The 14,359-nt window shown below is 68.8% G+C and carries 14 protein-coding genes; 2 read left to right on the forward strand and 12 right to left on the reverse strand.

From position 1 onward, the window contains the following. Positions 1-41: 41 nt before the first annotated feature. The gene (locus AW272_RS13220) at positions 42-434 is read right to left on the reverse strand and encodes a DUF8711 family protein (protein ID WP_066364164.1); all 393 of its coding nucleotides are present in this window, start codon (positions 432-434) and stop codon (positions 42-44) included. A 95-nt stretch (positions 435-529) separates the two neighbouring features. Here AW272_RS13220 and AW272_RS13225 point away from each other — a divergent pair, with 95 nt between their 5' ends. Then, positions 530-787, forward strand: a complete 258-nt coding sequence (locus tag AW272_RS13225) for a ubiquitin carboxyl-terminal hydrolase 14 (RefSeq protein ID WP_066364165.1) — start codon at positions 530-532, stop codon at positions 785-787. On the opposite strand, the gene AW272_RS13230 is transcribed toward AW272_RS13225, so the two are convergent. After that, the gene (locus AW272_RS13230) at positions 784-2,370 is read right to left on the reverse strand and encodes a Na+/H+ antiporter (RefSeq protein ID WP_066364167.1); all 1,587 of its coding nucleotides are present in this window, start codon (positions 2,368-2,370) and stop codon (positions 784-786) included. The genes AW272_RS13225 and AW272_RS13230 overlap by 4 nt on opposite strands. Positions 2,371-2,391: 21 nt before the next feature. Further along, the gene (locus AW272_RS13235) at positions 2,392-3,510 is read right to left on the reverse strand and encodes a hypothetical protein (protein ID WP_157518528.1); all 1,119 of its coding nucleotides are present in this window, start codon (positions 3,508-3,510) and stop codon (positions 2,392-2,394) included. 412 nt (positions 3,511-3,922) lie between these two features. Between AW272_RS13235 and AW272_RS13240 the strand changes: the two genes are divergently transcribed. Beyond that, on the forward strand, positions 3,923-5,887 hold the full coding sequence (locus AW272_RS13240) for an ATP-dependent DNA helicase (RefSeq protein WP_066364170.1): 1,965 nt from the start codon (positions 3,923-3,925) through the stop codon (positions 5,885-5,887). On the opposite strand, the gene AW272_RS13245 is transcribed toward AW272_RS13240, so the two are convergent. From AW272_RS13245 to AW272_RS13295, 9 genes are all read right to left on the reverse strand, one after another. Beyond that, on the reverse strand, positions 5,877-6,704 hold the full coding sequence (locus AW272_RS13245) for an MOSC domain-containing protein (RefSeq protein ID WP_066364172.1): 828 nt from the start codon (positions 6,702-6,704) through the stop codon (positions 5,877-5,879). The genes AW272_RS13240 and AW272_RS13245 overlap by 11 nt on opposite strands. Before the next feature lie 488 nt (positions 6,705-7,192). Then, entirely contained in the window at positions 7,193-7,444 is a 252-nt protein-coding gene (locus AW272_RS13250; RefSeq protein WP_066364173.1) for a hypothetical protein, read from the reverse strand. Then, on the reverse strand, positions 7,441-9,855 hold the full coding sequence (locus AW272_RS43775) for a hypothetical protein (protein ID WP_174551814.1): 2,415 nt from the start codon (positions 9,853-9,855) through the stop codon (positions 7,441-7,443). Before AW272_RS43775 ends, AW272_RS13250 begins: the two co-directional genes overlap by 4 nt. Continuing rightward, complete coding sequence (locus AW272_RS42020; RefSeq protein ID WP_066364178.1) at positions 9,848-10,942, reverse strand: SRPBCC family protein; 1,095 nt, start codon at positions 10,940-10,942, stop codon at positions 9,848-9,850. Before AW272_RS42020 ends, AW272_RS43775 begins: the two co-directional genes overlap by 8 nt. Next, positions 10,939-11,349 (reverse strand): hypothetical protein, encoded by a 411-nt coding sequence (locus tag AW272_RS13275; RefSeq protein WP_066364180.1) that lies wholly within the window; start codon positions 11,347-11,349, stop codon positions 10,939-10,941. Before AW272_RS13275 ends, AW272_RS42020 begins: the two co-directional genes overlap by 4 nt. A 64-nt stretch (positions 11,350-11,413) precedes the next feature. Next, a complete protein-coding gene (locus AW272_RS13280; RefSeq protein WP_066364181.1) occupies positions 11,414-12,166 on the reverse strand; it encodes an SGNH/GDSL hydrolase family protein in 753 nt (250 codons plus the stop codon). A 1-nt stretch (position 12,167) separates the two neighbouring features. Beyond that, a complete protein-coding gene (gene aroQ / locus AW272_RS13285; protein WP_066364183.1) occupies positions 12,168-12,596 on the reverse strand; it encodes a type II 3-dehydroquinate dehydratase in 429 nt (142 codons plus the stop codon). Next, positions 12,589-13,671 carry a 3-dehydroquinate synthase gene (gene aroB / locus AW272_RS13290; protein ID WP_066364185.1) on the reverse strand — a complete coding sequence of 361 codons (1,083 nt, stop codon included), beginning with the start codon at positions 13,669-13,671 and terminating at the stop codon, positions 12,589-12,591. The genes aroQ and aroB overlap by 8 nt, the downstream gene beginning before the upstream one ends. Before the next feature lie 142 nt (positions 13,672-13,813). Then, a complete protein-coding gene (locus AW272_RS13295; protein WP_066364186.1) occupies positions 13,814-14,353 on the reverse strand; it encodes a shikimate kinase in 540 nt (179 codons plus the stop codon). Positions 14,354-14,359: the final 6 nt, after the last annotated feature.

Consider the following 14,359-nt stretch of genomic DNA (forward strand, 5'->3'; position numbering starts at 1 on the left):
GGATATTTCACCACAATTCCGGCATGTCTTGCCGGAAAGGCCTATTCGCCGGAGGCGCAGGCGGCGGTGAGGGTCTCACCCCATGCCAGGGAGTCTGTGGCGAGCTTCTGGAGGGCGTCCACGGCGTCGTTGGCGTCTTGGATCTCGAACGCGTTCAGCTTCCCGGCGACCTCGTTGGCCGCCTCCGCCAGAGTCGTGTTGGCGGCGTCGTTGGCCAGGGCCTCCAGCTTGTTCGCACCGTCGGCGAGGGCGGTCTCGACGGCCTGCGGGTCACTCGCGAGACCGGTCACCTTCTCCACCGTCTCGGTCACGATGCCGACGGCCTGAATGCACTGCTGCGTCTTGTCGATCGCACCAGTGATCTCGTTGATCTCACCACATCCGGTGAGCAGCACGAGCGACAGCGGGAGTACGGCAAGGGGGAGGAGTCGCATGGCCTGAACCCTAATGCACGCGAACGTGACCTAAGCGCCCCATCGGAAAGGGGCAGGTCGGAATGTGCCGGGTGGGGCGTCGTACGATCAAAAGCATGGGAATGTGCGAACATCTGCAGGTTGCCGGGGACCCCGCGCCGACCTCCCCGCAGGGGTGCGAGGAGTGCCTGCGCGAGGGTACCCGCTGGGTCCACCTGCGCAAGTGTCTTAATTGCGGGCATATCGGCTGCTGCGACTCCTCGCCCCGCCGGCATGCCACCGCTCACTACAAGGAGACCGATCACCCGGTGATGCAGTCGTTCGAACCGGGCGAGGCATGGAAGTGGTGCTTCATCGACAACGTGATGGGTTAGTCGCGTTCCAGGGTGGCCTCTTCGAAGTCGAGCTCCGACATGATCCGGCGCAGCACCTCGTCGTCGATCCTGCGCTGGTCACGGAGCCGGATGAAGACCGCCCGCTCGGCGGCGAGCATCTCCCGGCGCAGTCGCCGGTAGACGGTCGCGGGCGTCTCCTCGCCCTCGGGCCCGGTGCCGCCGCCGAGCCGCTCCCAGGCCATCCGGGCCACCCGCTCGGACCGGTCGCGCAGTCCCTGCACGACCTCCTCGTGGACGTCGAGCACGCCTTCGGCCACCAGTTCGTCGAGCCGGGCCGTCGCCGCCGCCGCGGCGGCCTGCTGCGCGGCGGCCTCCGACAGGTCGTCTTCGAACCGCTCGCGCTCGTTGGAGATGCCGAGCCTGCGGATCAGCCAGGGGAACGACAGTCCCTGGACGACCAGGGTGCCGATCACCACCGCGAAGGTCAGGAACAGCAGCAGATCGCGCTGCGGCACATCGGCCGGCAGCGCGAAGGCCGCCGCCAGTGACACCACGCCCCGCATCCCGGCCCAGCTCAGCGTGACGACGTTCTGCCAGGGCACCTTCTTCTCCCTGGCGCGGATCTTCTTGGACAGGATCCTCGGCAGCAGGATGCCGGGGATCATCCAGACCGCCCGGCTCAGCACCGTCACCAGGAACAGCACCAGGGCGTACATGCCGACCGTGGTGGGCTCGTAGCCTTCGAGCCCGGCGATCAGCGGCAGCAACTGCAGGCCGATCAGGGCGAAGACGATGCCCTCGAGCAGGAAGTCCATGATCCGCCACACGGCCTCCGACAGAAGCCGGGTCCCGTACGAGGTGCGGCTCATCTGGTGGCCGAGATAGATGCCCACCACGACCACGGAGATCACGCCCGAGGCGTGCACGACCTCGGCCGCCAGGTAGGCGCCCCAGGGCACCAGCAGCGAGATCGAGTTGGCCACCAGGGCATCTTTGATCCGGGTCAGGATGTAGCCCGCGACGTAGGCGATGGCCATGCCGATCGCCAGCCCGACGCCCGCCGCGAACAGGAACTGCCCGCCCGCTGTGAGGAACGTCACCCCGCCGCCCGCGATCACCCCGATCGCGACCCGGTAGGCGGTCAGCGCGGTCGCGTCGTTGAAGAGGCTCTCGCCGATCAGCACGGTCATGACCCGGCGCGGCAGCCCGAGCTTGCGGCCGACGGCCACGGCCGCGACCGCGTCGGGCGGCGCGATGATCGCCCCGAACGCGATGGCCGCCGGGATGGTCAGCTCGGGCACCAGCAGGTAGGTGACCGTCCCGACCACGGCGGTCGTGAACAGCACGAGCCCGATCGACAACAGCATCACGGGCCGCTTCACATCGCGAAGCCGCAGGTAGGAGCTGTCGAGGGCGGCCGAATAGAGAAGTGGCGGCAGGAATACGAAGAGCACGATCTCCGGGCTCAGTTCGTATTCGGGCACGAACGGGAGGATCGACGCGATCAACCCGGCCAACACGAGAAGTAGCGGAACATTCCAGTCCATCCGCCGGGCCAACGCCGATACGGCGAGAGCCCCGGCGGGGAGGGCCAGCAACTGGAGTACGGTGATCGCTTCCATCAAGCGGTCATCGTACGTCCCTTAGCTCCAGTCGCGCCTCTCGTCGACCCCGTCGGGACGGGTCCGCTCGCCGGTGTTGTACATCGGCGGCTGCTGACCCTCGACATAGGGACGCGAGACCGGGCCGAGGCCCAGCGGGTCGTTGGGGTCGACGCCCGGTTGCTGCGGCGGCATCTGCTGCTGGCCGTAGCGGGGGTCCTGGTATTGCTGCGGCGGATACTGCTGCTGCTGTCCCGGCGGCACCTGGAACGACGGGTCGGTCGAGTAGACCGCGCCCTGGGTGTAGCCCTGGGGGAACGCGGGCGGCTCGCCCGGCGCGTAGGGCTGCGGGGCCTCGACGAGGTGGGGCCGCTGCGGCTCCGGCGGGAAGACCGGATACTCCGGATACTGCGGCGCGGGCGGCATCGGCGGCACGTGCTGCTGCATCTGCGGAGGCATCTGCTGCTGCATCGGCGGCTGGTAGCTGCCGGTCTGGTAGAGGTTCGCGTCGGGCAGGTAGGGGTCGGCCGCGAAAGGCTGCTGCGGCGACTCGAGCTCGGGCTCCGGCTCGAACTGGTAGGCCGGGCGGCCGGGGATCGGCGACGGGAACTGGTAGACCGGCTCGGCCGGCACCGGTCCCTCGAAGGGCGGGAAGTCCGGGGGCGGCGGTGCCGCACGGCGCGGCCGCTCACGCGGCGGGGCCTGCTGGTCGACGGCGACCAGGCGGTCGCGGGCCGGGTTGCCCCGGGCGACCAGCACGTCGTTGGGGCCCAGCGCGGCCGGCGCCACCGGGGCGGGCTGGCCGTAGGCGGGGGTCGCCTCGGGATATTCGGGGTAGCCGTTCGAGTCCCAGCCGCCGGGCGGCATGGGCTGCTCCTGCGGGAACGGCGGGTATTGCTGCTGCGGCATCGGCGGCATCTGGGCCACGGGTGCCATGGGCTGCTCGGGGGGGCGCGAATACTGCCCCGTGCCGGGATATTCACCCGGGTAGTCGGCCAGATCGGGCGCCTGGAACGGGCCCGTGCCGGGAGATTCGGGGTTGGCCGCCTGCCCGGTGGCCTCGGCGTAACCGACCTGGAGAGTCTCCAGGATGCGGCCGACGTCGTCCATGGGCATGCGGAAACTGGCGGTGCACATCTCGCCCCGCCACAAGCTCAGCACGAGGGTTCCCTCGTGCCAGGTCACCCGCAGAACGCGGTCTTGACCTCGGGCGTCAAAGAAAACCTCGCCAAAGGATGGCAGCGGGACGACTTCCGACATGACAGACATAGTGCCTTTACCTGCCCTTATCCGTCCACTCGACCTCAAGAAACCCTACTGAAACGCACGTCTCGGCATTAACGGCGGCGGATCCCCGGCGAGAGCCACGGCCGGAGGCCGTCTGCGTCTCGCTTGTCGGGTCTCCCCTGTTTGCCCGAGGTAGATCGTCTTTGACCTAGCGCCCCGTGGGGCCAGTGTGCCATGGGAACTCCCCTTCGCACCCCCGAACCCTCGGATGTGGTTCCGCTGCGGTTCACCTGTCACGGTCCGATAACGGCAGCGTCCTGTCGGTGGCGGGCGCTAGCCTTCGGGGGTGCCGAAATCCGACCTGCCAACTGTAGAAGAGCTGCTCACGATCGCCGTCACGGAGCTCGGCGGCGCCGAGAGACCGGGGCAGGTCACGATGGCGAAGGCGGTGCAGAAGTCACTCGACAAGGGCGACCATCTCGCAGTTCAGGCGGGCACCGGCACCGGGAAGTCGCTGGCCTATCTGGTCCCCGCGATCCGGCACGCCGCCATCTCCGACAGCGCCGTCGTCATCTCCACCGCCACCATCGCGCTGCAGCGCCAGCTCGTCGATCGTGATCTTCCCAGACTCGCCGACGCCCTCGAAAAAGAACTCCCGCATCGCCCCGATTTCGCCATTCTTAAGGGCCGTCGCAACTATCTGTGTAGATATAAGTCAACTGTCGGCATGCCGGAAGACGAACAGGATCAGCTTTTCGACCCCCGCGAAGTGAGCGCGGCGGGCCGGATGGTCCAGCGCATCCAGGAGTGGGCCGAGGAGACCGAGACCGGCGACCGCGACGAGCTCGTCCCGGGCGTGAGCGAGATCGCCTGGCGCCAGTTCTCCGTGTCGGCGCGCGAGTGCCTGGGCGCCCAGCGCTGCCCCAGCGGCGCCGAGTGCTTCGCCGAACTGGCCCGCGAACGGGCCGCGATGTCCGACGTGGTGGTGACCAACCACGCGCTGCTGGCCATCGACGCGATGGAAGACTTCCAGGTCCTCCCCGAACACGACGTCGTGGTCGTCGACGAGGCCCACGAGCTGGTCGACCGGGTCACCTCGGTGGTGACCGACGAACTCTCCGAGGCCACCGTCGGCCTGGCCGCCCGCCGCGCCGGCCGCCTCATCGAACAGCACCTCGCCGACCGCCTCCAGGAGGCGGCCGAAGACCTCGGTTCCCTCCTCCTCGCCGCGCCGGCCGGGCGCGTCGACGACCTCCCCCAGTCGCTGGGGTTGACCCTCGCCCTCGTACGTGATGCGGCCTTCACCTGCATCACCGCCCTCGGATCGCGCAACGCCGACAAAGACGACCCTGAGGGCGCCGGCGCGAAGAAGGCGGCGTTCACGGTCCTCGACGACGTCCACGACACCGCGCAGCGGATGCTCGACGCCTTCGGCGCGGAATCCGAGGTCGACCGGGCCGAGGTGGTCTGGCTCGACGAGGCCAACGGCCGGATCCCCCCGACCCTGCGGGTCGCCCCGCTGTCGGTCGGCGGCATGCTCCGCGACAAGCTCTTCGGCGACCGGACCGTGGTGCTGACCTCGGCGACCCTGGCCCTCGGCGGCACGTTCGACGGCATGGCCGCCCAGTGGGGCCTGGGCAAGGACGACGACTGGAGCGGCCTCGACGTCGGCTCACCCTTCGACCACGCCCGATCCGGCATCCTCTACGTCGCCAAACACCTGCCCCAGCCCGGCCGCGACGGCCTGCCCGACGCGTACATCCAGGAGATGGTCGAGCTCATCGAGGCCGCCGGCGGCCGCACACTCGGCCTGTTCTCCTCGATGCGCGCCGCAAAGGCGGCCACCGAGGCCCTGCGCGACAGCCTGTCGGTCCCGCTGCTCTGCCAGGGCGACGACTCGACGTCGCTGCTGGTGAAGCAGTTCGCCGCCGACCCCGAGACCTGCCTGTTCGGAACTCTGTCGCTGTGGCAGGGCGTCGACGTGCCCGGCCCGTCCCTGACCTGCGTCATCATCGACCGCATCCCGTTCCCCCGCCCCGACGACCCACTGACCTCATCGCGTCAGCGCCATGTGGCGGCCAAGGGCGGCAACGGTTTCATGTCGGTGGCGGCCACCCACGCCGCGCTGCTGCTGGCGCAGGGCGCCGGGCGGCTGCTGCGCTCGATGGACGACCGTGGCGTGATCGCGGTGCTCGACCCCCGCCTGGCGACGGCCCGCTACAGCGGATTCCTGCTGAACTCACTGCCGCCCTACTGGCGGACGACCGACCCCGAGGTGGTGCGGTCGGCGCTGAAGCGGCTCACTTCCTGACCGTCGGGACGACGCGGTCGCCGATCTTCAGTTCACCGGGATTCTTGGGGACCAGCCGGATGCCGAACCAGGTATTGCCGTCCCACCGACGGTGTTTGGCCAGGGTGCGCAGAGGCTCCTTGCCGCGTTCCCGGGTGTCGGGTGCCCAGGTGGTGACGAAGCAGCGGTCGACGAGTTCGGACACCCGGAAATCGACGTCACCGATGCGGACCCACGACCAGGTGTCCTCCTCGAACGGCTCGAACCCGTCGACGACGACGTTGGGCCGGAACCGGGCGACGTCGAGCGGTTCGGGCGGCGCCTCCTGACGCTGGAGCGCGCCCTCCATGATCCAGTCGTCGAGGCGGCGCAGTGACTCGCGGGTGACCAGGTGCAAGGGTGCGTCCCACGCCAGACTGGTCACCTCGCCCGGGAGCCCGCCGTGCTCCTCGACGATGCGGCGCCGGTTGGGGTCGTCGAGCCACACGAACCTGGCCGGTTTGCCGAGGAGCCGGGTGAACCATTCATGGGCGTCGTCGTGGGCGAGCATGGCCTTGTCCAGCCCGTGGAAGGCGACGGGGACCAACGGGCCGTCGGCCGGGGGGACCTTGAGCTCGCCCAGCCCTGGGGCGGCGAGGATGAGCCCGCCTTCCGGGGTGATGGTGGCGTGGACGGCGAGATACTGGGGATGCTCGCCTGACCAGTAGATATCCCCCTGCGGATCGACCACGCCCCAGCGACGGTCGCCTTCGAGACCCCACGGGAGAACCTGGGCCCGATCGAGGCGGATGCCCGCCACCGACTTGACGGGATATATCCGGATGTCGGAGAGCTCCATGCCTCATTTTACGAGAAAGCGCTCTCTCGGTCATCTGGCTTGCGCCGGATGCTTCCCATTTCGCCGGATGCGGTTCGCATGACGACAGCGACCCTCACCGAGGACGGGGTTGTTACGCGCCGACCGATGTGCAGCGCGGCGCTGGGGAGCGTGATCGCGGTCGTTGGCGAACTCGGTCGCAGACGTTGGCGGGCTCAGCCTCGGACGCTGATGAGCTCGGTCATAAACGCTGGCGCGCCCCGAAGCGGACGCTCGCCAGATCGCTCGCGGACGTGAGCGAACTAGGTTGCACACGGTTGGTGAGCTTGGTCCCGGACGCTGATCGCTCGGTGGCAGACCACGTCGGCGAACTCCAGTACGGACGGCGAACCCGCGTGCGGACGTGAGTGGACTCGGTGCAGGCGTTGTGAACTCGACGCAACGTCGGAGAACTCAGTTGCGGACGTTGGTCATTTGGTCGTGGCGTTGGTGCAGCACGGTTGCAGAAATCACCGGAACCGGAAGAAGCGAGCAGCGCGAGCCGCCAGCGTGTAGCGGATGTGGGCCGCACGATATCGCTTACCCTCCGTCACGTGATCGGGCAGATTCTCCCGGACGGTCCCGGCTCCTGCCTCCTCCTCACCGCGGAACTCGACCGCATGATCGGGCGCGACACGCACCTCCATCTCGTCGGCCTCAATCTCTGCGGACATCACGATGTCGGCCTGCGCGATCAGTTCCTCTCTGGGGCGCCCGCTCATGGGGACCTCCCCAGCCGATGCCTACCGGCTCGGTGCACCGCCCGGCCGAGATCCAGCAACACGGACCCGAGCGACTGCCCGGCCCGGTCCGGCCGCTTCGGCCGCGAAGGACTGGCCTTCTTGTCGCCCTGCCCCTCGCCCGTCACCTTCTCGGTTGGGACCTCATTTTCCGGCTTCTCAGCCTCGCCTTGTCCTCCTGGCTTCGCAGCCTGCCCATCGCCTTCTGACTTCTCACCAGCCCGGCTCTCTCCTTTTGGATCGCTCGGCTGCTCCTCACTTTTCGACGCCTCAGGCTCATGTTCGCCTTCCGGCCTTTCGGCAACCTCTTCGCCCTTCGACCTATCAGGTCGGTCCTCGTCCTTCGCCCTCTCGGAGGGCTCCCCATCCTTCGACTTCTCAGGTTGGTTCTCGTTCCTGAACTCTTCAGGCTGCTCCTCTTCCTGGCTCTCGGGCCGGTCCTCGCCCTGGCTCTCGGGCCGGTCCTCGCCCTGGCTCTCAGGCTGGTCCTCGTCCTGGCTCTCAGGCTGCTCCTCGTCCTGGTTCTCAGGCCGGCCCTCGTCCCTCGGTCCCTCGGGCTGCTCCTCACCCTTCAACTTGTCAGACTGATCTTCGCTCCCTGCCTTGTCGGACTTCTCCTCGTCCTGTGGCTTCTCAGAATCGCTTTCGCCCTCTGGCCTCTCGGGTTGACCCTCGCCCTTCGACCTTGCGACCTGGTCCTCGTCCTCCGGCCGCTTGGTCCGGCTCTCGTCCTTCGACTTCTCGGGCTGATCCGCCTCCTTCGGCCCCTCGGGCTGCTCCTCGCCGGCCGCCTTCTCGGAGGATTCCTCAACCGTTGGCTTCTCGGACTCGGCTTCGCCCTTTGGCTCGGGGTGGTCCTCGCCCTTCGGCTCTTTGGCCTGGTCCTCGTCTTTTGGCTTGAACCCTGTCTCCTCCTCCGGCTCCTCAGCCCTCAGGTCACCAGCCCGGCCCTGGTCTTGGTCTTGCCGTTCGTGCTCATCGGTCCGGCCGCCTTCGTCAGGCGTTCGATCCGCCGCGTCTTCGGCCTCGCCTGGGCGAGAGCGGTTCGCGTCTGCCGCGGGCTGCCTGCCGTCTCCGGCCTTGGAGTCGTCGCCTTTTCGAGGAGCCTCGCCGGCCGTGCCGACGTCGTCGATCCGATCGGACTGGGTCTGAGAAGACTCATCCCGGGCGGGACCGTCATGATCTCCAGAAGGGGTGCGAGGTTCAGCTGCCTGGGGAGCGCTCTCCCCCTTGATGTCCTGCTTCCGGTCGGCGCCGGGACCGTCCGATTGCCGGTGGTCTTCAACCACCGTGCCGGTGAGCACCTGTTCCCGATCGCCACCGTCGGCGGAAGTTCGCCCAGTGTCAGCCTGGCCTGGTTGATCGGTACGTTTTCCGGCTTGCTCCGGAACGGGACCCCCGGTCTGGCCGGTCACCGAGCTTTCGCCGACCGGACCAGCACCTGAACCAACCTGCTCGGATGCCCGACCGGCACCTTCACCCACCTCACCGGCCGCGTCACCAGCGCCCTCGCCGACCTCTTCGGCCGCCTTCCCAGCACCTTCACCGACCTGACCGACTGCGTGACCGGCACCCTCGCCAACTGCTCCGGCCGCCTGTCCGGCGCCTTGGGCTACAGCACCGACCGCCTGACCTGCGCCTTCGCCGACTTCGCCGACCGTATGACCGGCACCCTCGCCAACCTGGCCGGTCGCCTGACCAGCACCCTCGCCAACCTCTTCGGCCGCCTTTCCGACGCCTTCGCCCACGCCGCTGACGGCATGGCCGGCGCCCTGGCCGACATCACCAACCGCCTCGCCGACAGCTTCACCGACCTCGCCGACCGCGTGGCCCGCTCCCCTGCCGACGTCGCCGACGGCCTGACCTGCGCCTTCGCCGACTTCGCCGACCAAGTGACCCGCGCCCGCGCCGACGTCGCTGACGGCCTGGCCGGCGCCTTCGCCGACCTCGCCGACGGCGTGACCGGCTCCTGAACCCACGTCGCGGACGGCGTCGCCCGCGCCGGCGCCGACGTCGCTGACCGCGCTGCTCGCACCCTTGCCGATCTCGCCGACGGCTTGACCTGCGCCGGCGCCGATGTGTTCGGTCGCGTTGCCGAGGCCTCGGGTCAGGTTTTCGAGGATCTGCGGGTTGTGGTCCAGGGTCTCCAGGACGTCGCTGACGATTCGGGCGACGTTGTCGAGCCGCACCTTCAGCAGTGCCTGGGCCTGGACTCCCTTGATGCTCAGGTCGACCTCGCCGAGGGAGACGTCCGCTCCGACGTTGAGTTTCAGCAGGTCCAGGACCTCGGCGCTCACGCTGACCCGGGCCTTGAGGTCGGCGACGCGGAGGGTGATCTCGTCGACGCTGAGGTTGGGTACATCGAGGTAGACATCGGGCTCCTCGCTAGCCACGTGCGCTCACCCGGCCTTCGGGGACTCTCTCCCGGTCCTCGGTCTCCTCCGGCTCCGCGCTCTCTTCTCCCTCCTTGGGCGCCTCGGGTTCCTCTCCCGAACCGGGCGGGGGCGCCTCGGGCGACTCGGTCGCCTGCTCATCCGGCGTCTGCTCCTCGTCCTCCGGCTTCTGGGAGTCCTGGTCCTTCTCGGAGTCCTCAGGCTGCTGGGAGTCCTCAGGCTGCTGGGAGTCGTCCGGCTTCTCGGAAGTCACCTCGCCGTCGTGGATCTCGCCGCGCCAACCCTGCAGGTCGTCGGGGTGGAGGAGGGTCTGGGTCATGACCTGGCGGCGGAAGTGCTTGAGTTCCAGCCGCGCACGGCGGCCTTGGGCTCGCCAGATGTTGCCGATCTTCTCGAACAGGCCCTGTGGGTGATACTCCAGCACGACCAGCACCCGGGTCAGGTTGGGGGCCAGGCCGTGGAAGGTCACGGCGCCGTCGACGTGACCCTTCGCGCCGTGGGAGCGCCAGATCACGTGGTCGTCGGGGACCTGGTCGATGATGTCGGCCTGCCACGTGCGGTGCGACCAGAAGACCTGGGCCTTCCACGTCAATTTCTGGTCTTCGTCCTGGCGGACGGTCTCGACCTTCTTCATGAAGGACGGGAACTCCTCGAACTGGGTCCACTGGTCGTAGACGACCTGGAGGGGCGCGCCGACGTCGATCGACTCGACGATGTTGACGATCTTCCGGTTGCCCTTGCCCTTGCCGCCCTTGCCCGTGACGGCCTTCATGATCTCGGAGACGCCCTTGATGCCGTGCCCGATGCGCTTGAAGATGCCTTCCTTCTCGCCCGAGTCGGAGTCGTCGGAGCCCTTCGAACCCTTCGAGCCTCCCAGGCCGAGGCCGGCCAGGCCGCCCGTCTCCCCGGTGGCGTAGTTCGTCAGGCGGTCGGTGAGGTCGCCGACCTTGCCCTTGAGTTTTCCGGTGACCTTGCCGGCCACCTTGCCGGTCAGCTTGTGGACACCGCGCTTGCCGGCGGCGCCGATCATGCCGCCGAGTTCCTTGCCGAGTCTGGCCACGGGTGTCGCGGTCTTGGTGTCCGTCATGAGTCCCCCTTCGGGGAGGCCTTCGTGGCGGTCTTCGTGGACGTCTTCACGGAGTCCGTCGCGGTGTCCTTCACGGCGTCCTTCACCGGGTCCGCCGCGTCGGCGGGCATGCGCAGCCGCTCCGTCGTGTCGTGGATGCGGTCGCTGAGCGAGTTGATCGGACCGTTGGTCGCCGCGGTGGCGGCGGCGCGGCCGGCCGCCATGATGTCGGTCTGCAGCTTGCCGGCGAGTTCTTCCAGTTCCGGCGAGCCGAGGCTCTTGAGACCCTTGCCCAGCAGGCCCTTGGGCCGGAGCCCTCCTGCCAGACCTCCGACGGCCACGGCGGTGGCGAGCGCCAGCTTGCGGTGGCGGCCGAAGTAGTAGCCCATGGCGATCGCCAGAGCGACCTTGACCTGAGTTCCCTTCATGCTGTCCCCCTTCCGGAATCCCCCTCCCCGGAAAGCGGACAGTGCACCTCAAGGGCGCACCAAATTAGTCGAAAGGCGACAAATTTGGGCGTTTAGGCGCGACGTTGTCTCCCGACGACGTGCCGCGCAGACGCCGCAGAACCCATGGGGCCAGGTGTTCCCGCAGCCACTCGGCGTCTTCCCGGCGTTTGACCCGGGGATCGATCTTGTCGCGAGGTGGCCAGCTGAAACGCCAGTCTTGTCCGGGTACGCCCAAGACGTCCAAAACCTTGGCGGCGACCAGACGGTGACCGTGCTCGTTCATGTGGAGGCGGTCGGCGCTCCAGGCGCGCCAGTCGCGCAGGCCCTGCATCGACCACTGGTCGACCAGATGGCAGCCGTACAGATCAGAGATCGAGCGGACATGCAGGTAGAAGGTCGCGAAAGTGCCGCGCGCCCGGCGCATGATCGGGGTGTCACGGGGGTCGACGCCGGTGAAGACGATCACGTCGGCGCCGGTGCCGCGCAGGGCCTTCACCGCTGCGGCGAAGGTCTTGGCCATCGCGTCGGGGTCGCTGCCGGGACGCAGCAGGTCGTTGCCGCCGGCGCAGAAACTGATCAGGTCGGGACGCATCTCGATCGCCCTCGGCACCTGCTCGGCCACCACCTGGTCGAGCATGCGGCCGCGGATCGCGAGGTTGGCGTACCCGAACGAAGGGTTCTGGGCAGCCAGGACCTCGGCCACACGGTCGGCCCAGCCACGATAGGCACCGTTCACGCCCGGGTCGCTGAGGCCCTCGGTGAAACTGTCGCCGAGGGCGACGAACGACCCGTACATCTCACATCTCCGCGATGGCTCGCAAGGCCAGGACATAGGACTGGACGCCGAAACCGGCGATCGTGCCGTTGGCGACGGCCGCCACGACCGAGGTGTGACGGAACTCCTCCCGGGCGGCCGGGTTGGAGATGTGCACCTCGATCAGCGGCGCGGTGCGCTGGGCGAGGGCGTCGCGCAGCGCGTAGCTGTAGTGGGTGAACGCCGCCGGGTTCAGGATCACGGGTGTGCGGGTGTCGGCCGCCCCGTGCACCCATTTCAGCATCTCGGACTCGTCGTCGGTCTGCCTGACCTCGACCGCCAGCCCCAGCTCACGGCCTGCGGTCTCGCAGATCAGCACCAGGTCCTTGAACGTGGTGGCGCCGTAGACGTCGGGCTCGCGGGTGCCGAGGCGACCCAGGTTCGGCCCGTTCAATACCAGAACGTCACGCACGGGTGCCTCCGCTCACCGCCCGGTAGGCGGCCTCCAGCAACTCCTCGGACGGGTCTTCCAGCCGGGCCGGCTCGGCCAGCGCGTCGAGCACGACGAACCGGAGCTTGGCCCCGCGGGCCTTCTTGTCGAGCTTCATGTGGTCACGCAACTCGGGCCAGGCGTCCTCACGGTAAACCGTGGGCAGACCGACCGAGGTCAGAATCGAACGAGTCCGCTCCACCAGGTCGGCCCGGCCCGCGAGGCGGCCCAGCTCGGCGGCGTAGACGAGGCCGATCGCCACCGCCTCACCGTGGCGGATCGTGTAGTTCTCGACCCGTTCGATCGCGTGGGCCAGGGTGTGGCCGTAGTTGAGGATCTCGCGCAGACCGCTCTCCTTCAGGTCGGCGCCGACGACGTCGGCCTTGACCTGGATCTTGCGCTCGATCAGCTCGCGGGTGTGGTCACCCTCGGGACGGCGGGCCGCCTCGGGGTCGGCCTCGACGAGCCGGAGGATCTCGGGGTCGGCGATGAACCCGCCCTTGATCGTCTCGGCCAGCCCGGCGACGTAGTCGTCGCGCGGCACGTTCACCAGCGTCGCGAGGTCACACAGCACCCCGGCCGGCGGGTGGAACGACCCGACGAGGTTCTTGCCCTCGGGGGTGTTGAGACCGGTCTTGCCGCCCACGGCCGCGTCGACCATGGCCAGCAGCGTCGTCGGGACCTGGACGACCCTGACCCCGCGCAGCCAGGTGGCGGCCGCGAACCCGGCCAGATCGGTGGTCGCGCCGCCGCCGACGCCGACGACAGCGTCGGTCCGGGTCATGCCGTGGCGGCCGAACGCCGACCACAGCGACGACAGCACACGGACGTCCTTGGCCGCCTCGGCGTCGGGCACCGGCAGGGCCAGCACGTCGAAACCGGCTTTCTCCAGTACGCCCACAACAGGCCCCGCCAGCTCCGGCAGCGTCACCGGATGAATCACGGCGACCGTGCGAGCCTTCTCCCCGACCAGGCCGGGCAGCTCACCGAGGATCCCGGTGCCGACGACGACGTCGTAGGGAGCGTCGCCGAAGACGGGAATGCGGGTCGCGGTCACTCGGCCTCCGCGGTGAATTCAGTGAAACAGCGGCCGATGACGCCGTAAGAGCTGATGGCCACGCGGCCGGGCTTCGGGCTGACGCGAATGCGCGTCGCGACTCGGCCAGACTGCGGTCGCCGACGCCGTGAGAGCCTGCCGGTCACTCGGCCGCCCGCTTCGGGTCGGTGTGCGCCTCAGGGCCTCCGGTGAGGTCGGCCTGGATCTGGTCGACGACCTCGGGGGCCTCCAGGTCGTCGGTGACGACGGTGAGGACGGCCAGCCCTTCGTACAGAGGGCGGCGTTCTTCCATCAGTTTGCGCATCTGGCTGCGGGGGTTGAGGACCAGCAGCGGGCGGGCCGAAGCCAGGCCGACGCGCTTGATCGCGTGGTCGAGGCCGACCTTCAGGTAGACCACGGTGTGCCCGGCCAGGAGTTCGCGGGTCGCGGCGTCGAGGATCGAGCCGCCGCCGAGGGCCAGCACCCCCGCGTGCTCGGCGAGCGCGGTCCGGACGGCCGCGGCCTCCAGGGCGCGGAACGCCTCTTCGCCGTCTTCGACGAAGATGTCGCTGATGGGCTTGCCCGCGACCTGCTCCGCGTCGAGGTCGGTGTCGCGGAAGCCGACGCCGAGGCGTTCGGCCAGCAGTTCGCCGACGGTCGACTTGCCCGACCCGGGCGGGCCGATCAGCACCACGACAGGCATGGTCGC

It is taken from the genome of Herbidospora mongoliensis (genome assembly GCF_001570545.1).
Lineage (GTDB): Bacteria > Actinomycetota > Actinomycetes > Streptosporangiales > Streptosporangiaceae > Herbidospora > Herbidospora mongoliensis.

Excerpts from the sequence above, each read along its gene's own strand:
- AW272_RS13220 (WP_066364164.1), bottom strand. The coding sequence starts at position 434 with ATGCGACTCCTCCCCCTTGCCGTACTCCCGCTGTCGCTCGTGCTGCTC.
- AW272_RS13225 (WP_066364165.1), top strand. The coding sequence starts at position 530 with ATGGGAATGTGCGAACATCTGCAGGTTGCCGGGGACCCCGCGCCGACC.
- AW272_RS13230 (WP_066364167.1), bottom strand. The coding sequence starts at position 2,370 with ATGGAAGCGATCACCGTACTCCAGTTGCTGGCCCTCCCCGCCGGGGCT.
- AW272_RS13245 (WP_066364172.1), bottom strand. The coding sequence starts at position 6,704 with ATGGAGCTCTCCGACATCCGGATATATCCCGTCAAGTCGGTGGCGGGC.
- AW272_RS13250 (WP_066364173.1), bottom strand. The coding sequence starts at position 7,444 with ATGAGCGGGCGCCCCAGAGAGGAACTGATCGCGCAGGCCGACATCGTG.
- AW272_RS42020 (WP_066364178.1), bottom strand. The coding sequence starts at position 10,942 with ATGACGGACACCAAGACCGCGACACCCGTGGCCAGACTCGGCAAGGAA.
- AW272_RS13275 (WP_066364180.1), bottom strand. The coding sequence starts at position 11,349 with ATGAAGGGAACTCAGGTCAAGGTCGCTCTGGCGATCGCCATGGGCTAC.
- AW272_RS13280 (WP_066364181.1), bottom strand. The coding sequence starts at position 12,166 with ATGTACGGGTCGTTCGTCGCCCTCGGCGACAGTTTCACCGAGGGCCTC.
- AW272_RS13295 (WP_066364186.1), bottom strand. The coding sequence starts at position 14,353 with ATGCCTGTCGTGGTGCTGATCGGCCCGCCCGGGTCGGGCAAGTCGACC.